The following is a 20701-nucleotide window of genomic DNA, read 5'->3' on the forward strand; positions in this document are numbered from 1 at the left end:
AGCCTTCAAAATGCTGCTATAAAAGCGGTGAAATTATTTTAGTCAGCTGTTCTTTCCCTTTTTCCAAAAGGGAGCGGTTTTGAATGAACTCCATTGTTAATTTCTCTGAGTTATGAATGTCCTCCATAATTTCTGAGGTAGTCTGTTTAATAAAATTCGTATCAAAAATAAGACAGTTGATTTCATGATTAAGAAAAAGACTGCGCTTATCGAAGTTTGCTGTACCAATATCGCAAACCTTATCATCTATAACAATAACTTTGGCGTGGTAAAAACCTTGATAAAAACGATAGATCTCTGCACCAGCCTCAATCAATGCGGGATAGTAAGGAAAGGCAGCATCGCGAACAAGGGGATGATCTTCTTTTACAGGAACTAAAATCGTTACTTTTATGCCCTTGCTTAGCGTATATAAAAGCTCATCCAACAATTTTTCGCTAGGGATAAAATACGGTGTGCAAATCATAACCGATTTCTGAGCTCTTTTAAGAAGCATTAAAAACGTGTCACTCAAAAACGCTCCGTTTGTAGGAACGATTTGATGTAGACTTTTTCCTTTCGTTAAAGGTGGGAAATACTGAGGTGCAGTGGTAAGGTCTACCCTTGATTCCTCTAACCAATCTTGTAAAAACTGTGATTGAAGATCTTGTACACCTTCACCAAGCATTTTTAAATGGTAATCACGCCATACTCCAAGCTCAGGGTCTTGGCCCAAGTACTCCTTTCCAATATTAAAACCACCAATATAGCCAATTGTCCCATCAACCACGGTTATTTTTCGATGATTCCGTTGATTTAAGCTATAAAAAAAATAGGGAAAAGTAGGAAGATGGCAGTAATAGACCTCGATATTGTTATCTTTTAGCTCCTGAATTTGTTGCTTTTTCACATTTTTCGAGCCCACACGATCTAGAAGCAACCGTACTTCGACACCTTTTCTAGCCTTATCGATGAGAATCGAAAAAAACTCTTTGCTAATATGATCATCCTGCACAATATAAAAGAGAGAATGAATATGATGATCGGCGTTACGCAAATCTTGAAAAAGGTCATTGAAAAGAGCGGAACCATTTGTATATAGAGTCATGTCGCTATGTCTTTTTGGGAATTCTTTTTTGGATACTTTTTTTAAATGATTTTTCCTACCTAACTGAAAGTCAATAATCAGCCAGACAACGATGAGGACAAGCAAAATCCCTATTGATAGTGCAAACGCCATATATACCCCTCCTGCAAAATCTTCCTTCTAGTTTCTACTAAAAATAATTAATTATCCAGACTAAACCAAGAAGCAAGCAGGAGAAAGAGGATAACATGTCTAATAATTGTGAATGGAAGAATTTTTCTAAAAGTTCCGCTTTATTTTTTACAATAGGTGTTGACTGAATGCTCATTCAGAAGATAAGATAGAGTTAAAATAAAGTTCTGAAAATTATATTCTTTCCAAACATTAAAAAGAAGACATGAAAGGAGTGGGGAGATGTGGGGAACGGTTTGTTAATTGCCAACTGGATTTTAACGATAATTGTAACCGCTTACGCAGTATCTTTGTTTGTTTACTTAATCAGAACAAGAATACAATTTATCAAGCTCGGCAAGAAAGTCGAATTTGATAACAAAGTTAAAGAAAGATTAGACAAAGTATGGGTCAACGTGTTTGGCCAGAAGAAACTTTTAAAGGATAAAAAGAGTGGAATCATCCATGTCATGTTTTTCTATGGGTTTTTAATGGTTCAGCTCGGTGCGATTGATTTAATTATTAAAGGGTTATTTCCGAACGCACACTTACCGCTCGGACCGCTCTATCCGGTGTTTACATTTTTTCAAGAGCTTGTAACACTTATGATTTTAGTAGCAGTGGTATGGGCTTTTCACCGCCGTTATGTGGAAAAGCTTGTTCGCCTTAAGAGAGGCTTTAAATCAGGACTTGTCCTCATCTTTATTGGTGGCTTAATGGTTTCTGTATTATTCTCCAACGGGATGGGGTTAATCTGGCATGATCACGGCTTAACCTGGAGTGAGCCAGTTGCTTCGGCAGTTGCTTTCCTTTTCGGCTGGATTAATACAACAGCAGCAATCGTATTGTTCTATATTGGCTGGTGGATTCACTTACTATTCTTACTAGCTTTCTTAGTATATGTACCGCAATCCAAGCATGCCCATTTAATAGCTGGGCCTGCGAATGTATTTTTCCACCGTACAACTAACGCTGGGAAATTAGAAAAGATTGATTTTGAAGATGAAACGCAAGAGTCATTCGGGGTAGGGAAGGTAGAGGATTTCACTCAACTACAGCTGATTGATATGTACGCATGTGTAGAATGTGGTCGTTGTACGAATATGTGTCCAGCAACAGGAACTGGTAAGATGCTGTCGCCAATGGACTTAATTGTGAAAATTCGTGATCACTTAACAGACAAAGGAGCGGCAATCACGTCCAAATCTCCTTGGGTCCCAACCTTCGCCTTTAATAAGACGCAAGGAAATCAGCTTGCATTAGCCGCGGCTGGCAAGGGAGCACAGGAAAGTGCTGCAACCATCGAGTATAGCCCAAGCTTAATTGGCGATGTCATTACGGAAGAGGAAATTTGGGCCTGTACGACCTGTCGTAACTGTGAGGACCAATGCCCAGTAATGAACGAGCATGTCGATAAAATTATTGACCTCCGTCGTTACCTTGTCTTAACAGAAGGGAAAATGGATGCAGATGCGCAGCGTGCGATGACCAACATTGAGCGTCAAGGAAATCCATGGGGCCTAAACCGTAAAGAGCGTGAAAACTGGCGTGAAGTAGCACCAGAAGTGAAAATCCCAACTGTAAAAGAAGTGAAAAAAGCAGGCGAGGAATTTGAATACCTGTTCTGGGTAGGGTCCATGGGATCTTTTGATAATCGCTCACAAAAAATCGCGATATCTTTCGCGAAGCTGTTAAATGAAGCAGGCGTAAAATTTGCGATTTTAGGAAATAAAGAGAAAAACTCTGGCGATACCCCGCGTCGTCTTGGGAATGAATTCCTATTCCAAGAACTTGCCACTTCAAACATTGCGGAATTCGAGAAAAACGAAGTGAAGAAAATAGTGACGATTGATCCGCATGCTTACAATATTTTCAAAAATGAGTATCCAGATTTCGGGTTAGAAGCCGAAGTTCTTCACCATACAGAGCTTTTAGCAGAGCTTGTAAAGACAGGTAAATTAACACCACAACACGAGGTGAACGAAACGATTACCTTCCATGACTCCTGTTATTTAGGAAGATACAACGAAGTATATGAGCCACCGCGTGACATTTTGAAAGCAATACCAGGTGTAACGCTTATCGAAATGAAACGTAACCGTGATACAGGCATGTGCTGTGGAGCGGGTGGAGGACTAATGTGGATGGAAGAGGACACAGGCACACGCGTCAACGTGGCCCGTACCGAACAAGCATTAGAAGTAGCGCCAAGCGTCATCAGCTCTGGCTGTCCATATTGTTTAACAATGCTATCAGACGGCACGAAGGCGAAGGAAGTAGAAGAAGAGGTTGGCACCTACGATGTAGCAGAGCTTCTAGAGAAATCCATCTTTGGTGAAGAAAAGAAAGAATTAGTGTCATAAGAAGATTAGTAGTTTTATAGAAAATAAAGGTGTACGCGATCGAACGACATGATTGCGTACACCAAACTCTTTTAGAAGAACTGAGCGAGCGTTCAGTCACGAAATTGAAAGCGGTTACCTATAAATAAGCGAAAGCTTGCTATAACCCAAATCAAAAGGAGGAATTTTCAAATGGGAAAAACAGTTATCGTCAGCGGAGTTCGTACACCAATTGGTCGTTTTGCTGGGGGATTAAGCACATTAACTGCAGTGGATTTAGGAGCAGTTGCTATTAAAGAAGCATTAACAAGAGCAGATGTTGCAGCTGATTCTGTCGGGGAAGTTATTTTCGGAACAGTGCTTCAAGGTGGTCAAGGGCAAATCCCTTCACGTCAAGCGGCACATAAGGCTGGTCTTCCTTGGAACGTCAAAACAGAAACGATTAATAAAGTATGTGCTTCTGGAATGAGAAGTGTGACCTTAGCAGATATTCTGATCCGTTCTGGTGAAGAGGAAGTGATCGTCGCAGGTGGAATGGAATCGATGAGTAATGCGCCATATATTTTACCAAAAGCAAGATGGGGTTTGCGAATGGGTGATAGCACGGTCAAGGATTTAATGGTTCATGACGGCTTAACATGCACATTTACTGGAGTTCACATGGGAACGTATGGAAATAGCGTGGCGAAGGAAATGGAGATTTCTAGAGAAGATCAGGACGCATGGGCATTTAGAAGTCACCAAAAGGCAATAGAAGCAACAGAAAAAGGAGTTTTTACAGAAGAAATCGTACCAGTAGCGGTGCCTCAACGTAAAGGAGAACCAGTTATCATCAGTAAAGATGAATCACCAAGAAAAGATACAACATTAGAAAAGCTAGCATCCTTAAGACCAGCATTTGATCATGATGGCACGATTACAGCAGGAAATGCCCCTGGAGTTAATGACGGAGCGAGTGCACTTGTTTTAATGAGTGAGGAGCGTGCTAATAAGGAAGGGAAGCAACCAATCGCAACGATTTTAGGTCATGCAACCATTGCGGTAGAAGCAAAGGATTTCCCGAAAACACCAGGGCTTGTAATCACAGAATTGTTAAAGAAAACAGGCACTAAGCTTGAAGATATCGCTCTTTTTGAAATAAATGAGGCATTTGCAGCAGTGGCATTAGCCTCAGCCAATCTTGCAGGACTTGATTTGGAAAAAGTAAATGTGAACGGTGGCGCAGTTGCGTTAGGCCATCCAATTGGCTCGAGTGGTGCACGTATTATCGTATCCTTGATACATGAGCTAAAACGTCGCGGTGGTGGGCTTGGAATAGCCTCGATTTGTAGTGGTGGCGGTCAAGGCGATGCGATTTTAATTCAAGTTTAATAGAGAGAAGAGAAAACAGGAGGACGACATATATGACGATTCAAAAAGTAATGGTAATTGGTGCAGGACAAATGGGATCTGGAATTGCACAGGTTTGTGCAATGGCAGGCTATGACGTATATCTGAACGATTTAAAACAGGAATTCGTCGATCGCGGGATGGCTTCGATTGCAAAAAACTTAACCAGATCCGTTGATAAAGGACGTATGACAGCAGATGAAAAAGAAAAAGTGCTAAGCGGACTTATTGCTACAACTTCTTTAGAGGACGCAAAGCATGTGGACATTGTGATTGAAGCGGCAGTTGAAAATATGGATATTAAGAAAAAAATCTTTGTTGAACTTGATAAATACGCTCCAGAACATGCGATTTTAGCAACGAATACATCCTCTTTACCAATTACAGAAATTGCAGCAGTGACAACAAGACCGGAGAAAGTAATTGGCATGCACTTTATGAATCCAGTCCCTGTTATGAAACTAGTAGAAATTATCCGTGGTCTTCAAACGGCGGATGAAGTATATGGTGCGATTGAAGATATGACGAAAAAATTACAAAAGGTACCAGTAGAAGTAAATGATTTCCCTGGATTTGTTTCAAACCGTGTACTTATGCCAATGATCAATGAAGCGATTTTTACGGTGTATGAGGGAGTGGCAACACCAGAAGCGATTGATGAAGTGATGAAGCTTGGCATGAACCATCCGATGGGGCCATTAACATTAGCTGATTTCATTGGCCTAGATACTTGTCTTTACATTATGGAAACCTTGCATGAAGGCTTTGGAGATGATAAATACCGCCCATGCCCATTGCTTAGAAAATACGTAAAAGCGGGCTGGCTTGGTCGCAAAACCGGCCGTGGATTTTACACATACGAGACATAAATCGACACACAAATGGCAGCACGAAAGGGGTCAACAAAGATGAATTTGCGATTTACAGAAGAACAAGAGATGGTCCGAAAAATGGTTCGAGATTTTGCAGAAACAGAAATTGCACCGTTTGTAGAGAAAATGGAAGAAGAAGGCGTTTTCCCACGGGAGATCTTAACGAAAATGGCAGAGCTCGGGCTAATGGGCATGACGATTCCAGAGGAGTACGGCGGAGCGGGAATGGACTTTCCATCTTATATTATTGCAATTAATGAGCTATCACGAGTAAGTGCAACAGTGGGAGTTATTCTATCTGTTCATACATCGGTTGGAACGAACCCAATTCTTTATTTTGGAACAGAAGAGCAAAAGCAAAAATACGTCACAAAGCTAGCTTCTGGTGAGTACCTAGGTGCTTTCTGTTTAACCGAACCTAGTGCTGGATCTGATGCAGGTAGCTTGAAAACTCGCGCCGTAAAAAAAGACGACCATTACCTGATCAATGGAGCAAAGGTATTTATCACAAATGGTGGCGAAGCAGATACGTATATCGTGTTTGCCTCTACCAATCCTGAGCTTGGAACGAAGGGTGTTTCCGCATTTATCGTAGAAAAGGATACTCCAGGCCTAATTATTGGAAAAGACGAGCACAAAATGGGCTTACACGGCTCTAGAACAGTTCAGTTAACATTTGAAGATGCCAAGGTACCATTTGAAAATCTCCTTGGTCAGGAAGGCGAAGGATTTAAAATTGCGATGGCTAACTTGGATGTTGGTCGGATTGGCATCGCGGCTCAATCACTTGGAATCGCAGAAGCAGCCCTTGGGCATGCGACGGCATATGCCAAGGAACGAGTACAATTTGGCAAGCCAATCGCGCTTCAGCAAGGAGTAGGGTTCAAGCTAGCAGATATGGCGACGGCGGTAGAGGGAGCGAAACTACTAACCTATCGTGCCGCGAACTTACGTGAACTAGGTAAGCCTTGTGGGAAAGAAGCATCGATGGCAAAGCTTTTTGCTTCTCAAACAGCGATGAATGTTGCGATTGAAGCGGTTCAAGTGTTTGGCGGTTATGGCTATACGAAGGACTATCCGGTAGAGCGCTTCTTCCGTGATGCGAAAGTTTGTGAAATTTATGAAGGAACAAGTGAGATACAGCGGGTAGTTATTGGAAAGCATCTATTAAGCAAACATAAATTGGGGGATGGATTAAATGAATTTTTTACTAAGTGAAGAACATGAAATGATCCGTAAAATGGTACGCGATTTTGCCAAGAATGAGGTGGAACCAACAGCAGCAGAGCGTGATGAAGAAGAACGCTTTGATATGGATATCTTTCGCAAAATGGCGGACTTAGGTTTAACAGGTATTCCGTTTCCAGAAGAGTACGGCGGAATCGGCAGTGACTATTTAGCGTATTGTATCGCAGTCGAGGAGCTTTCTCGGGTATGTGCGTCGACAGGTGTAACGTTATCCGCCCATACATCTTTGGCGAGCTGGCCGATCTATAAATACGGAACGGAAGAGCAAAAGCAGAAGTATTTAGTACCACTAGCAAAAGGAACAAGTATTGGTGGTTATGGCTTAACAGAGGCAGGTTCAGGTTCAGATGCAGGCGGAATGAGAACAACAGCGAAGTTAGATGGCGATCATTATGTATTAAATGGGTCCAAGATTTTCATCACAAATGGGGGAATCGCAGACATCTATGTCGTTTTTGCCGTAACTGATCCAGAACATAAGCATAAAGGAACCAGTGCCTTTATCATTGAGAGCAACTTCCCTGGTTTTAGCGTAGGAAAAAAAGAGAAGAAACTAGGCATTCGTTCATCACCTACAACAGAAATCATTTTTGAAGATTGCCGAGTGCCGGTTGAAAACCTACTTGGTGAGGTAGGTGAAGGCTTCAAAGTGGCGATGACCACATTAGATGGCGGTCGTAACGGAATCGCAGCTCAAGCCGTTGGAATTGCTCAAGGTGCCTTAGATGCAGCGGTCGGTTATGCAAAAGAGCGTGTTCAGTTTGGGAAGCCAATTGCTGCGCAACAAGGTGTGAGCTTTAAATTAGCAGATATGGCAACAGCGGTAGAGGCTTCTAGACTTTTAACCTATCAAGCAGCATGGAGAGAGTCAGAGAACTTAAGCTATGGGAAAGAGTCAGCGATGTCGAAGCTTATGGCAGGCGACACTGCAATGAAGGTAACGACCGAGGCTGTGCAAATATTCGGTGGCTATGGCTACACGAAAGATTATCCGGTAGAACGCTATATGAGAGATGCAAAAATTACACAAATTTATGAAGGAACACAAGAAATTCAACGTCTCGTAATCTCCAGAATGCTTACCAAGTAAGTGGGTGGAAAAGGATGAAAAAACGTCAAGTACATGCATCCGTTAAAGATGAAAAGTTAATAGAGAAACGGCGCGATCAAATGATAAAAGGTGCGGTCAGTCTTTTTAAAGAAAAAGGCTTTCACCGCACCACAACCCGTGAAATAGCTAAGGAAGCGGGCTTTAGTATCGGAACACTGTATGAATACATTCGTACGAAAGAAGATGTGCTCTATTTAGTATGTGACCGCATTTATGACCAAGTGGGAGAACGCCTGCAGCAAGAGCTTGATATGAAGCGTGGGAATCTCGAGAGTTTAAAGGCTGCGATTTCCTACTACTTTCGGGTCATGGATGAAATGCAGGATGAAGTATTGGTGATGTATCAGGAGGCAAAATCGCTTTCCAAAGACGCTTTGCCGTATGTGTTAAATAAGGAGTTGGAAATGGTTGCGATGTTTGAGCAAGTTGTTCGCAACTGCCTGGCAGCAGAGGGCATGAAGTTAAAGGAACAAGAAATTCAGCTGATGGCTCATAATATTTTCGTTCAAGGACAAATGTGGGGCTTCCGTCGTTGGGTGCTGCATAAGCACTTTAAGCTGGAGGACTATATCGCAGGCCAGATTGAACTGTTAGTAAACGGACTTACAAAGGGGGAGAACGTGAAGCATGGAAGTAATATATCGTCCAACTAACCATATCCGATTTGTCACAGCTTCAAGTTTATTTGATGGACACGATGCATCCATCAACATCATGAGGCGGATTTTACAAGCAAGTGGAGCAGAGGTTATTCACCTTGGCCATAATCGTTCCGTTGAGGAAATCGTCAATGCAGCTATTCAAGAGGATGTGCAAGGAATTGCCATTTCATCCTACCAAGGCGGGCATGTCGAGTATTTTAAATATATGTTCGATCTTTTAAAAGAAAAGAACGCGTCGCACATTAAGATCTACGGTGGAGGCGGGGGCGTTATCATTCCAAGTGAAATTAAGGAACTTCACGAGTATGGGATTGCTCGCATCTTCTCACCAGAGGACGGACGGGAGCATGGTCTCCAAGGCATGATTAATAGCATGCTCAAGGATTGTGATTTTGTAACTGCCAAAGCCTTGGGCGATGAAGTAGAGCGTTTAACTGCAGATGACCACCAAGCAATTGCCAAGCTCATTACACTTGCTGAGTTACAAGTGACAACGAACGAAGAGGTTGCTGCTACAGCTCTTGCGGCACTTTCAAAGGTAAAAGAAAAGCAAAAAAAGGTACCGGTTCTTGGAATTACAGGTACAGGTGGATCAGGGAAAAGTTCCTTAACAGATGAGTTGATACGCCGCTTTATCAATGAGGTTCCAGATAAAAAGGTAGCAATTCTATCGGTTGACCCAACGAAGCAGAAAACAGGCGGAGCTTTATTAGGTGACCGCATCCGCATGAATGCAATCTTTAATCCAAGAGTGTATATGCGCTCCCTTGCAACGCGTAGTTCTCGCTCAGAACTTTCGTTAGCGATTCAAGATGCCATCGCTGTCGTCAAGGCTGCGGGGTTTGATTTAATTATCGTTGAGACGAGTGGAATAGGGCAGGGGGATGCTGGTATCACGGAAATTTGCGACATCTCGATGTATGTTATGACGAGCGAATTTGGTGCACCGTCCCAGTTAGAAAAAATCGATATGATTGACTATGCTGACCTAATTGTTATCAATAAATACGAGCGAAAAGGCTCAGAAGACGCGAAACGTCAGGTGCAAAAGCAATACCAACGTAGCCGTCTTTTATGGGATATAGAGTTGGATGAGATGCCAGTTTACGGAACGATTGCCAGCCAATTTAATGATTTAGGCACAAACACATTATTTCAAGCGTTATTGGGCTTAATCAACGAAAAAACTGGTGCCAACCATACGACGAACTTGCCAACGACGAAAGATGTCGAAAAGCAAAATGTCATCATCCCGAACGATCGTCGCTACTATTTACGTGAAATAAGTGATACGGTTCGCAACTACCATAAAGATGCGAAAGAGCAGGTGGATCTAGCGCGCAAGCTATTCCAATTAGATGGAGCGATGGAAGCGGCTGCTGGCAAGGAAGAACTTGTTGTCGCTCTTGCGGCTATCCGCCAAGAATATGAAGAAAAGTTAACCAGTGAGTCGCGCAAAATTTTAGCAGGCTGGGCTGAGAAGAGAGAGAAATACTCGGGTGATCAGTTTGTGACGAAAATCCGCGACAAGGAGATCATCACAAAGCTTACAACGAAAAGCTTATCAGGATTGGCGATTCCAAAGGTCGTGCTTCCGAAGTACGTCGATTACGGGGAAATCTTGCAATGGGTGTACAAGGAAAATGTACCTGGAGAGTTCCCATACACAGCAGGGGTCTTTCCATTTAAACGTGAGGGAGAGGATCCAAAGCGTCAATTTGCTGGGGAAGGTACACCAGAAAGAACGAATCGTCGCTTCCACTATTTAAGTAAAGATGATGATGCAAAACGTTTAAGTACCGCCTTTGATTCTGTAACCTTATATGGCGAAGATCCAGCACCACGCCCAGATATTTATGGGAAGGTTGGTAACAGTGGGGTTAGCATTTGTACACTAGATGATATGAAAAAGCTATATGATGGTTTTGATCTTTGTGCACCAAGTACATCGGTGTCCATGACGATCAACGGACCTGCACCTGTTATTTTGGCGATGTTTATGAACACGGCGATTGATCAACAGGTCAAATCGAGAGAAGAAGAGCTTGGTCGTATTTTAACTGTGGAAGAGTACACAGAGGTCCGTGCGAAAACACTGCAAACCGTGCGCGGAACCGTTCAAGCTGATATTTTAAAAGAAGACCAAGGTCAAAACACATGTATCTTCTCAACAGAGTTTGCCCTTCGTGTGATGGGGGATATTCAGCAATATTTTATCGATAAAAAGGTCCGTAACTACTATTCGGTTTCGATTTCTGGCTATCACATTGCAGAAGCTGGCGCAAATCCGATTACACAATTGGCGTTTACACTGGCAAATGGTTTCACTTATGTGGAATACTATTTAAGCCGCGGAATGAACATTGATGATTTTGCACCAAACCTATCCTTCTTCTTCAGCAATGGGTTGGATGCCGAATACACCGTAATTGGCCGTGTAGCAAGACGTATCTGGTCAACGGTCATGAAAAATAAATATAAGGCCAATGAGCGCAGTCAAAAGCTGAAATACCACGTTCAAACGTCAGGTCGCTCTTTGCATGCTCAAGAAATTGACTTTAATGATATTCGTACTACGTTACAAGCATTAATGGCATTACAGGATAACTGTAACTCCTTGCACACGAATGCTTACGACGAGGCGATCACAACACCGACAGAGGAGTCTGTTCGACGCGCTATGGCGATTCAAATGATTATTACAAAAGAACATGGCTTAGCAAAAAATGAAAACCCATTACAGGGCTCATTCATTGCGGAGGAGCTAACAGATCTTGTAGAAGAGGCTGTGCTTCAGGAATTTGAACGCTTAAACGATCGCGGAGGCGTACTAGGTGCGATGGAAACCCAATATCAACGCGGGAAAATCCAAGATGAATCAATGTATTATGAAATGAAAAAGCATACGGGTGAGCTACCAATCATCGGTGTGAACACCTATCAAAATCCAAACCCTCCATCTGAGGATGATCTAAACGACATCGAGCTAGCACGCTCAACAGAAGAGGAAAAAGAAACGCAAATACGTAACCTAACAGCATTCCAAGAGCGCAACAGCGACAAAGTAGAAGAAGCGTTAAACCGCCTAAAGCAAGTTGCCATCAACGGCGAAAACATCTTCGAAGAACTCATGGAAACCGTCAAAATAGCATCACTGGGCCAAATCACCACCGCCCTCTATGAAGTAGGCGGCCAATTCCGCCGTAACATGTAAAGCAACAAACACGACAAAAGGGGCTTGGCCCCTTTTGTTAAAATTAGCCAAAAAACTCCCCGAATCCAAACCACAAAGTATTCGACACCGAACGTTAGATTCCTGCCGGGGCCAGGCACAAAAACGCCCTCATTCAAAAATTTTGTAGAAAGATTTATTTTATGCTGGATTAAACATAGGGGATTTGTTTATAATGAGTGGTATGGATTTTTCTAGAAATCTTTAATATTATTGACTTTTTACATATACAGAAAGGATGTGCAGACCTTGGCATTAGACCATTTAACGGCAGAAGAAGTGAAGGAAATGTCTTTAATTGAAATCACTTATGCATTATTCAAAGACCAAAAACAATCTGTGACATTTGGAGAACTACTTAAGGAAATTAAGAAGCTTACGGGATTTAAAGATGCAGATCTTCGTAGCCAACTATCACAATTTTACACGGACTTAAACATTGACGGCCGTTTTATTTGTATTGGGGAAAACCAATGGGGACTTCGTGCATGGTATCCTTATGATCAAATAGAAGAAGAAACAACTCCTCAGGTGAAAACCAAGAAGAAAAAAGCGAAGAAGGCATCTGATGATGATCTTGACGCAGATGAGTTCGAGGAGCTTGATGAAGAAGAACTTGAGTTTGATGACCTTGACGACTACGAAGAAGATGAAGTTGAGGAAGACGACTTTGACGACGCTGATGAAGACGACGATGAAGATGATGACGAAGAGTTCGAAGAGGATCTTATAGAAGATGAAGACTATGACCTCGAGGATGACGAAGACGAGGACGACGCAGAGGAAGAGGACGACAAGGTTTAAGGTCGCCCACTTTGATTTTTCATTGATGTAAAGAGCCGCTAATCAACGAGCAATTTATAGAAGTGTAGCGAAAAAAGACGCCTTAACCTCCTGTTTCTAGAGGAGAAGGCGTCTTTTTTTGATTTTTACTTTTCGTTATTTTTTCGCTCCTTACCAGCAAGCCTATTGCGCTGATACTATGGGTAAGGGCACTATACTAAACATGCTTCATCGTGTCCTAATTACTTGAAATTAGTGAAAATTGGGTAACGGAAAGCGCCACATCACGCCCTAATAAGCGAACACCTGCAACGGAATTTAACATGCCCCCTACCCATTTTCACGTAGTCATAAAAGACACCTCCCCTAAAAATCCCCCTTGACTTTTTCTCCCCAACTAGGTAGAATCTTTTTTGGGCTCCTTTTAAAAGGACATGAATGATTCGGTATATCAAATACACGCTCCCTTGCTAGAAAACCTAGTAAGAGGAGCGTTTTTTTATTTTATTAGTCATAAAGTAGGCTGAGCCATTACAAAATTTCACGCTGTACCTAAGTTAATTAGGAACAGCTTCATTTTTTAGTAAATGATTTTGGTGTTTTTGACTAATGATAAAAATGTTAAATGCCTCTTAAGAATCAGGGTAGTTATTTAAATAATAGTAAAATACATTAATCGAGGGGGAGACAGCATGACAAAGTATATTTTTGTAACAGGTGGGGTTGTGTCATCTCTAGGTAAAGGGATAACAGCAGCATCATTAGGAAGATTATTAAAAAACCGTGGATTAAACGTGACGATTCAGAAGTTCGATCCATATATTAACGTGGACCCAGGTACGATGAGTCCTTATCAGCATGGGGAAGTATTTGTAACGGACGATGGCGCAGAAACGGATTTAGACTTAGGTCACTACGAGCGTTTCATCGATATCAACCTAAACAAATTCAGCAACGTAACGACTGGAAAAATCTATTCTACAGTTTTGAAAAAAGAGCGTCGTGGTGATTACTTAGGTGGAACAGTTCAAGTAATTCCGCACATCACGAATGAAATTAAAGAACGCGTATTCCGTGCAGGTCGCGAAACAAACGCTGATGTAGTGATCACGGAGATCGGTGGAACAGTAGGGGACATCGAATCTTTACCGTTCTTAGAGGCAATTCGCCAAATCAAGAGTGATATCGGTCGTGACAACGTGATGTATGTACACTGTACGTTAGTACCTTACCTACGTGCGGCTGGTGAGTTGAAAACAAAACCAACACAACATAGTGTAAAAGAGCTTCGTAGCTTAGGTATTCAACCAAACATCATCGTGCTTCGTTCCGAAATGCCGATCTCACAAGACATGAAGGATAAGATTGCTTTATTCTGTGATATCGATGAGAAAGCAGTAATCGAATCCATTGATGCGGATACTTTATATGAAGTTCCTCTAGCTTATCAAGAGCAAAAAATGGACCAAATTGTTTGTGATCATTTGAAGCTTGATACTACAACTGAAGCGGACATGACAGAGTGGACGAAGCTTGTGGATAAAGTGAAAAACCTATCTAACAAAACAACCATTGCATTAGTTGGAAAATATGTAGAGTTACAAGATGCGTACCTTTCCGTAGCAGAAGCGCTTCGCCATGCAGGATATCAGTTTGATTCTGAAATTAAAATCAACTGGGTTAACGCTGAAACGTTAACAGCTGAAAATGTCGACGAGCTTTTAGGTGGTGCAGCTGGAATCATCGTTCCTGGTGGATTCGGTGATCGTGGAGTAGAAGGAAAAATCGAAGCAACTCGCTATGCACGTGTTAACAAAGTTCCATTCTTTGGTATTTGCTTAGGGATGCAACTTGCATCAGTCGAATTTGCGCGTAACGTTCTCGGTTTAGAAGGAGCTCATTCTTCTGAATTAAACCCAGAAACGCCATACCCAATCATCGACTTACTACCAGAACAAAAGGATATTGAAGATTTAGGTGGAACACTTCGCCTTGGTCTATATCCATGTAAATTAATCGACGGTTCTCTTGCTCAAGCAGCATATGAAGAAGGCGTTGTATACGAGCGTCACCGTCACCGTTACGAGTTCAACAACCAATACCGTCAGCAAATGGAAGAGCACGGCTTTATCTTCTCTGGTACAAGCCCAGACGGTCGCTTAATAGAAGTAATCGAGATCAAAGACCATCCTTGGTTCCTAGCATCTCAATTCCACCCGGAGTTCACGTCTAGACCTAACCGTCCACAGCCGTTATTCCGTGACTTCGTACAAGCATCTATAAAGCATGCAGAAGTATTAGCTTAATCTAAAATAAAGAAGGAGCAGACGGTCCGTTTTGATGGACCATTCTACTCCTTCTTTTTCTTTTGGCTCTGTTAAAAAAGTACAGCGGTGTTTAAAAGAGCCATCTCCTCTTATAAAGTCCGGAAGATGCCAAAAGCCGTTTCAGCCATTCGAACTTGTGTGAACTCGCCACTCAAACAAACAATGATCCATCACTATTTTCTGTAAAACAAAGCCATGCTCTTTATAAAAATGAATCAGCTTATCACTTGAAGCAACACAATCTAACCGCATGCATTCAGCATTATCAAGCGACCGAACATGATTTTTTATCCACTCCATGACAAAATCTCCAACACGTTCTCCTTTATGAGTAAGCGAGACGGCGAGCTTATGCAAATAGAATGGAGCACTTCCAACGGTTCCATCGTCCTCTCCCCAAAGCTCAATATCCCACCTATCCTGCTTACTAGAAAGCAGAAAAACGGCAATAATCTCGTCACTGTCTTGAGAAAGTACTTTATAAAATAAGCCAGCCTCTACTTTCGCGACAATTTCGGCGTCTTCCTGTCCGCTTAATAAAAATATCCACTGCTCAGAACCATTTTCCTTTAACCAAAGAGCGCGGTTTTTCAGGATTTTCAAAACAGCAGAACTATCAGAAGCTGTTGCCTGATTAACTCGATATGTTTGAGTAATATCCACTTGAACCTACCTCCAGAAATTATGACTAAAGAGGTGTTTCGACATCCGAAGTGAAAAACCCTCTACAATTCATCCTGTTCTTCTAGAATTTCTTTAATTGTAAAAGCAAGACCGTAATACACATATAAAGCCGTCATGCTGCTTGGGTAGCCAAATCGTACTCCATCATCGCCTGGAATTAACGGCTTTTTCAGCTTCATATCGATATGAACATCTGCTATCGTATCAAGGGACTCAGTCTCATTAGAGCTATCCACCAACGTTGATATGGCGACAATCTCAATGCCAAGCTCCTGCAAAGCTTTCGCTGTACTAACTGCTTCTTCATCGGTCGAAAAACGTGACACAATTAACGCACGATCGATGTTAGTTATGTCATGATAGCTTTCAAGAGAAGAGAGGGGGAGTGCTTTAGGTAGCGGCTCCGCACCTTCCGTCGCTTCCGCTTCTACAGCTTTCATTTCCTTCACGCCATGTATGTAAATCTGACCATCCCCAACAGCGGCCTGGGATAACAAACGAGCACCATCCTCCAACAAAAAATCCTCATTACTCGCTATCCCTTTAAACACACCCTGAAGCTGAGTCGTAAAAATCTTCAACATAACAAAACCTCCTCCATAAAATTACCCTACCATCACTACCATACCCCCAAAAAAAATTCAAATTCGCCACAAAATCGCTCCAACCTCTTGTATAATGGGAGGCATGTACGACATAAGTCGGAAAATTCCTGCGGGGGTCTGGCCCCAAAAAGAAATTTAATTTAAAAATAACCTAAAATTAATAATGGTGAAAAGCAGGAAATAAGACTATTATAGTAGAAATAGGTTGAAGGATGGAAACGGATTTAATTTTTCTATGAAACGAGGTGGAATGATGGGTCAAAAATTGCTAATTGTGGATGACCAGTATGGGATACGCATATTGTTAAATGAGGTATTTCAGAAAGAAGGATATCAGACGTTCCAAGCAGCTAATGGTTACCAAGCATTAGATATTGTAGAAAAACATTCACCTGATTTAGTGCTATTAGACATGAAAATACCTGGTATGGATGGTATTGAAATTTTAAAAAGGTTGAAGGCTATCAACAAAGACATACAAGTCATAATTATGACCGCGTATGGGGAATTGGATATGATTCAGGAATCGAAGGATTTAGGGGCAATCACTCACTTTGCCAAGCCATTCGACATTGATGAAATAAGAGATGCAGTTCGTGAAAATATGCCTCAATCCACCGAAAATTAGTCCAGTTTGTGGCTGGAAATAAAAAATTTATAACTGTTACCGCTTACAATGATAAAGGGGAATACTGGGTAGTTGTAGTTTTCTTTCAGAGTTGGTATGCTAGGTACTGGATAGTATCTTCCGACAAGTTTTACGGTTTGTTTCACTCTCATACATAACTAGTTTTTCAATTGGTCAAGCTAGGTTTGATAAAGGTGAAACTGATACAAAAAGAAGGAATACTCATTAACAGGAACGGAACGTGAAACCTTGCATTCCTCACTCCTTGAGTTTACCATCTTGCAAACGGAAAACTTTTCGGATTTAGTATAATACGGAGGAGGATTTTACAATGCCTTTAGTTTCCATGACAGAAATGTTGAAAAAAGCAAATGCAGAAGGCTATGCAGTAGGTCAGTTTAACTTAAACAACCTAGAATTTACCCAAGCAATTTTACAAGCTGCACAAGCAGAAAATTCACCAGTAATCCTTGGTGTATCAGAAGGCGCAGCTCGTTACATGGGCGGATTCAAAACAATAGTAGCTTTAGTTAAAGCACTAATGGAAGAGTACAAAGTAACAGTACCAGTTGCGATTCACTTAGATCACGGTTCAAGCTTTGAATCTTGTGCAAAAGCGATTCACGCTGGATTTACATCTGTTATGATTGATGCATCTCACCATCCATTTGAGGAGAACATCGAAACGACTACTAAAGTTGTAGAACTAGCACACTTCCACGGAGTTTCTGTTGAAGCAGAACTAGGAGTAGTTGGTGGACAAGAAGACGACGTTATCGCTGACGGCGTAATCTATGCTGACCCTGCTGAGTGTGAAGAGCTTGTTAAACGTACAGGTATTGATTGTCTAGCTCCAGCATTAGGTTCTGTACACGGTCCTTACAAGGGCGAACCGAACCTAGGCTTCAAAGAGATGGAAGACATCAACAACCGTGCTGGCGTTCCTCTAGTACTACACGGTGGAACTGGAATCCCAACGCATGATATCCAAAAAGCAATCTCTTTTGGAACAGCAAAAATTAACGTAAACACAGAAAACCAAATCGCTTCTGCTAGAACAGTTCGCGAAACATTAGCTGCATTACCTGAAGAATACGATCCACGTAAATATTTAGGACCAGCTCGTGACGCGATTAAAGAAACAGTTCAAGGCAAAATGCGTGAATTCGGTTCTTCTAACAAAGCGTAATTAAAATATTTCAACAAGATTTCAACCAACAACAAGGCAACGTTATATGTGCAAAACCGCCAACAAGGGCGGTTTTGTTTATTTACTATATGAAAGCGTAAACACCAAACAATAAGGGAGAGATCACTATGAAATTTTTCATCGACACAGCAAACCTAGAAGAAATCAAAGAAGCGCACGCACTTGGAATCCTTGCGGGAGTAACAACAAACCCAAGTTTAGTAGCAAAAGAAAATATCACATTTGAAGATCGTCTTCGTGAAATCACTTCTTTCGTAACAGGATCCGTAAGTGCGGAAGTAATTGCACTTGATGCAGAAGGAATGATTGAAGAAGGTAAAGCATTAGCTGCCATTGCACCAAACATTACGGTAAAAGTTCCAATGACACCAGATGGTCTAAAAGCAGTAAAAGTATTCTCCGAACTAAACATCAAAACAAATGTTACCCTTATTTTTAATGCAAACCAAGCACTTTTAGCTGCAAGAGCAGGAGCTTCCTACGTATCACCATTCCTAGGTAGACTAGATGATATTGGCCAAAACGGATTAGATTTAGTAGCAACAATTGCTGATATTTTCGCTGTTCACGACATCCCAACAGAAATTATCGCAGCATCAATTCGTCACCCCCTACATATTACAGATGCAGCACTAAAAGGAGCACACATTGCTACAGTTCCTTACAAAGTCATCATGCAACTCTTCGGTCACCCATTAACAGACCAAGGAATCGAAAAATTCCTAGCAGACTGGAACAATCGTCAACAATAAAAAGAGGTATATTTTATAACTTGGCTCTGAAAATTGTTTAACCGTCACCCTGGAAGATGAAAAAAGTATCAAATATGACGATTCCATAAAGAATTTTGCTTTTTCATATAAGTATTCAATAATTTCGTGTAAACTAATAGATAACGAAAATTTTAAGATTGGTAATAATTGTGTATAATGAAAAATAACACACTTGGAAACCAACCTCGCCTTGAAGGGAGACCTATATGGAAAAGTTAAAAATTCTTGGTGGCAATAAATTAAATGGCACAGTACGAGTTAGCGGTGCGAAAAATAGTGCGGTTGCACTTATTCCCGCAACTATTTTAGCAGACTCACCTGTAACAATTGAGGGTTTACCAAAGATATCGGATGTAGAGATTTTAAGCAGTCTACTAGAAGAGATCGGTGGAACGGCATCAATGGACGGGGAAGATTTAACAGTCGACCCTTCTAAAATGATCGCCATGCCTTTACCTAGTGGAAAAGTGAAAATGCTACGAGCTTCCTATTATTTAATGGGAGCGATGCTTGGCAGATTCAAAAAAGCAGTGGTAGGTTTACCAGGTGGATGTCATCTTGGCCCAAGACCAATTGATCAACATATCAAAGGGTTTGAAGCGCTAGGTGCAGAAGTAACAAATGAGCAAGGTGCAATCTATCTGCGCGCAGACGAACTGCGAGGCGCACGTATATATCTAGATGTTGTGAGTGTCGGAGCAACAATCAATATTATGCTTGCAGCAGTTAAAGCAAAAGGTAGAACAATCATTGAAAATGCTGCAAAAGAGCCAGAAATCATTGATGTAGCAACCTTACTAACTAGTATGGGTGCAAAGATTAAAGGTGCAGGTACAGACGTTATTCGAATCGATGGAGTAGATAGCCTTCATGGATGTAAACATACGATTATTCCAGACCGAATCGAAGCGGGTACTTACATGATTATGGCTGCTGCAACTGGTGGCGAAATGATCATCGATAATGTAATCCCGACACACATCGAACCTTTGATCGCAAAGCTTCGTGAAATGGGCGTACGAATTGATATTAATGACAATCAAGATCAAGTGCTTGTAGTTCCAGGAGAAAAGCTGAAAGCAGTGGACGTGAAAACGCTCGTGCATCCAGGCTTCCCAACAGACCTTCAACAGCCAATGACGACCTTACTAACAAAGGCGGAAGGGACAAGCATTGTAACAGATACGATCTACTCAGCACGCTTCAAACACGTTGATGAGCTTCGTCGTATGAATGCCCAAATAAAAGTAGAAGGTCGTTCTGCTATTATTAATGGTCCTGTTCAGCTTCAAGGAGCAAAAGTAAGAGCTAGTGATTTAAGAGCAGGGGCTTCCCTAGTAATTGCAGGTCTCTTAGCGGATGGCCTCACAGAGATTACAGGCCTTGAGCACATAGATAGAGGCTACAGTCATTTAGAAGAAAAACTAAAAGGCTTAGGTGCCACACTATGGCGCGAAGATTTATCAGAAGAAGAAATCGAGCAAATGCAGAACTCCTAACATACGTTTTGAAGTTCCTTTGCTTCGACTTTTCTATAGCTAATTAAGCAGAACTCCTAACAGAGTTCTGTTTTTTTCTATGATTTTTCTTTCACTTTT

The 20701-nt window shown here is 41.6% G+C and carries 16 protein-coding genes; 13 read left to right on the forward strand and 3 right to left on the reverse strand.

Annotation, left to right across the window (positions count from 1 at the left end):
- Positions 1-16: 16 nt before the first annotated feature.
- On the reverse strand, positions 17-1219 hold the full coding sequence (gene cls / locus BK580_RS01285; protein ID WP_078378584.1) for a cardiolipin synthase: 1203 nt from the start codon (positions 1217-1219) through the stop codon (positions 17-19).
- A 263-nt stretch (positions 1220-1482) separates the two neighbouring features.
- Here cls and BK580_RS01290 point away from each other — a divergent pair, with 263 nt between their 5' ends.
- The 9 genes from BK580_RS01290 to BK580_RS01330 all read left to right on the forward strand — a co-directional run bounded on the left by BK580_RS01290 (position 1483) and on the right by BK580_RS01330 (position 15182).
- Positions 1483-3600, forward strand: coding sequence for a (Fe-S)-binding protein (locus BK580_RS01290; protein ID WP_078378585.1), 2118 nt, complete (start codon positions 1483-1485; stop codon positions 3598-3600).
- A 171-nt stretch (positions 3601-3771) separates the two neighbouring features.
- The gene (locus BK580_RS01295; protein ID WP_078378586.1) at positions 3772-4950 is read left to right on the forward strand and encodes an acetyl-CoA C-acetyltransferase; all 1179 of its coding nucleotides are present in this window, start codon (positions 3772-3774) and stop codon (positions 4948-4950) included.
- A gap of 32 nt (positions 4951-4982) precedes the next feature.
- Positions 4983-5837 carry a 3-hydroxybutyryl-CoA dehydrogenase gene (locus tag BK580_RS01300; protein ID WP_078378587.1) on the forward strand — a complete coding sequence of 285 codons (855 nt, stop codon included), beginning with the start codon at positions 4983-4985 and terminating at the stop codon, positions 5835-5837.
- A 39-nt stretch (positions 5838-5876) separates the two neighbouring features.
- Complete coding sequence (locus BK580_RS01305) at positions 5877-7058, forward strand: acyl-CoA dehydrogenase (protein ID WP_078378588.1); 1182 nt, start codon at positions 5877-5879, stop codon at positions 7056-7058.
- Positions 7039-8178 (forward strand): acyl-CoA dehydrogenase, encoded by a 1140-nt coding sequence (locus BK580_RS01310; RefSeq protein ID WP_078378589.1) that lies wholly within the window; start codon positions 7039-7041, stop codon positions 8176-8178. Before BK580_RS01305 ends, BK580_RS01310 begins: the two co-directional genes overlap by 20 nt.
- 14 nt (positions 8179-8192) lie before the next feature.
- Complete coding sequence (locus BK580_RS01315) at positions 8193-8852, forward strand: TetR/AcrR family transcriptional regulator (protein ID WP_078378590.1); 660 nt, start codon at positions 8193-8195, stop codon at positions 8850-8852.
- Positions 8827-12075, forward strand: coding sequence for a fused isobutyryl-CoA mutase/GTPase IcmF (icmF, locus tag BK580_RS01320; RefSeq protein ID WP_078378591.1), 3249 nt, complete (start codon positions 8827-8829; stop codon positions 12073-12075). The genes BK580_RS01315 and icmF overlap by 26 nt, the downstream gene beginning before the upstream one ends.
- Before the next feature lie 267 nt (positions 12076-12342).
- The gene (gene rpoE, locus BK580_RS01325) at positions 12343-12897 is read left to right on the forward strand and encodes a DNA-directed RNA polymerase subunit delta (RefSeq protein WP_139364817.1); all 555 of its coding nucleotides are present in this window, start codon (positions 12343-12345) and stop codon (positions 12895-12897) included.
- 671 nt (positions 12898-13568) lie between these two features.
- Positions 13569-15182 carry a CTP synthase gene (locus tag BK580_RS01330; RefSeq protein ID WP_078378592.1) on the forward strand — a complete coding sequence of 538 codons (1614 nt, stop codon included), beginning with the start codon at positions 13569-13571 and terminating at the stop codon, positions 15180-15182.
- A gap of 141 nt (positions 15183-15323) precedes the next feature.
- On the opposite strand, the gene BK580_RS01335 is transcribed toward BK580_RS01330, so the two are convergent.
- Positions 15324-15866, reverse strand: coding sequence for a GNAT family N-acetyltransferase (locus tag BK580_RS01335; RefSeq protein WP_078378593.1), 543 nt, complete (start codon positions 15864-15866; stop codon positions 15324-15326).
- A gap of 62 nt (positions 15867-15928) precedes the next feature.
- Positions 15929-16471, reverse strand: coding sequence for a DUF2529 domain-containing protein (locus tag BK580_RS01340; RefSeq protein ID WP_078378594.1), 543 nt, complete (start codon positions 16469-16471; stop codon positions 15929-15931).
- A gap of 271 nt (positions 16472-16742) precedes the next feature.
- Between BK580_RS01340 and BK580_RS01345 the strand changes: the two genes are divergently transcribed.
- From BK580_RS01345 to BK580_RS01360, 4 genes are all read left to right on the forward strand, one after another.
- Positions 16743-17120: a response regulator gene (locus tag BK580_RS01345; RefSeq protein WP_139364818.1), complete on the forward strand. Its 378-nt coding sequence runs from the start codon at positions 16743-16745 to the stop codon at positions 17118-17120.
- 331 nt (positions 17121-17451) lie between these two features.
- Positions 17452-18309, forward strand: coding sequence for a class II fructose-bisphosphate aldolase (locus BK580_RS01350; protein ID WP_078378596.1), 858 nt, complete (start codon positions 17452-17454; stop codon positions 18307-18309).
- Between the two features lie 128 nt (positions 18310-18437).
- Positions 18438-19082, forward strand: a complete 645-nt coding sequence (gene fsa / locus BK580_RS01355; RefSeq protein WP_078378597.1) for a fructose-6-phosphate aldolase — start codon at positions 18438-18440, stop codon at positions 19080-19082.
- A gap of 227 nt (positions 19083-19309) precedes the next feature.
- Positions 19310-20602: a UDP-N-acetylglucosamine 1-carboxyvinyltransferase gene (locus BK580_RS01360; protein ID WP_078378598.1), complete on the forward strand. Its 1293-nt coding sequence runs from the start codon at positions 19310-19312 to the stop codon at positions 20600-20602.
- The last annotated feature ends 99 nt before the right edge of the window (positions 20603-20701 follow it).

Source organism: Sutcliffiella halmapala, assembly GCF_002019665.1.
GTDB lineage: Bacteria > Bacillota > Bacilli > Bacillales > Bacillaceae_I > Sutcliffiella_A > Sutcliffiella_A halmapala.

What these genes read in the sequence shown, in the direction of transcription:
- cls (WP_078378584.1), bottom strand. Translation starts at nt 1,219, where the DNA reads ATGGCGTTTGCACTATCAATAGGGATTTTGCTTGTCCTCATCGTTGTC.
- BK580_RS01295 (WP_078378586.1), top strand. Translation starts at nt 3,772, where the DNA reads ATGGGAAAAACAGTTATCGTCAGCGGAGTTCGTACACCAATTGGTCGT.
- BK580_RS01300 (WP_078378587.1), top strand. Translation starts at nt 4,983, where the DNA reads ATGACGATTCAAAAAGTAATGGTAATTGGTGCAGGACAAATGGGATCT.
- BK580_RS01305 (WP_078378588.1), top strand. Translation starts at nt 5,877, where the DNA reads ATGAATTTGCGATTTACAGAAGAACAAGAGATGGTCCGAAAAATGGTT.
- BK580_RS01310 (WP_078378589.1), top strand. Translation starts at nt 7,039, where the DNA reads ATGAATTTTTTACTAAGTGAAGAACATGAAATGATCCGTAAAATGGTA.
- BK580_RS01315 (WP_078378590.1), top strand. Translation starts at nt 8,193, where the DNA reads ATGAAAAAACGTCAAGTACATGCATCCGTTAAAGATGAAAAGTTAATA.
- icmF (WP_078378591.1), top strand. Translation starts at nt 8,827, where the DNA reads ATGGAAGTAATATATCGTCCAACTAACCATATCCGATTTGTCACAGCT.
- BK580_RS01330 (WP_078378592.1), top strand. Translation starts at nt 13,569, where the DNA reads ATGACAAAGTATATTTTTGTAACAGGTGGGGTTGTGTCATCTCTAGGT.
- BK580_RS01340 (WP_078378594.1), bottom strand. Translation starts at nt 16,471, where the DNA reads ATGTTGAAGATTTTTACGACTCAGCTTCAGGGTGTGTTTAAAGGGATA.
- BK580_RS01345 (WP_139364818.1), top strand. Translation starts at nt 16,743, where the DNA reads ATGATGGGTCAAAAATTGCTAATTGTGGATGACCAGTATGGGATACGC.
- BK580_RS01350 (WP_078378596.1), top strand. Translation starts at nt 17,452, where the DNA reads ATGCCTTTAGTTTCCATGACAGAAATGTTGAAAAAAGCAAATGCAGAA.
- fsa (WP_078378597.1), top strand. Translation starts at nt 18,438, where the DNA reads ATGAAATTTTTCATCGACACAGCAAACCTAGAAGAAATCAAAGAAGCG.
- BK580_RS01360 (WP_078378598.1), top strand. Translation starts at nt 19,310, where the DNA reads ATGGAAAAGTTAAAAATTCTTGGTGGCAATAAATTAAATGGCACAGTA.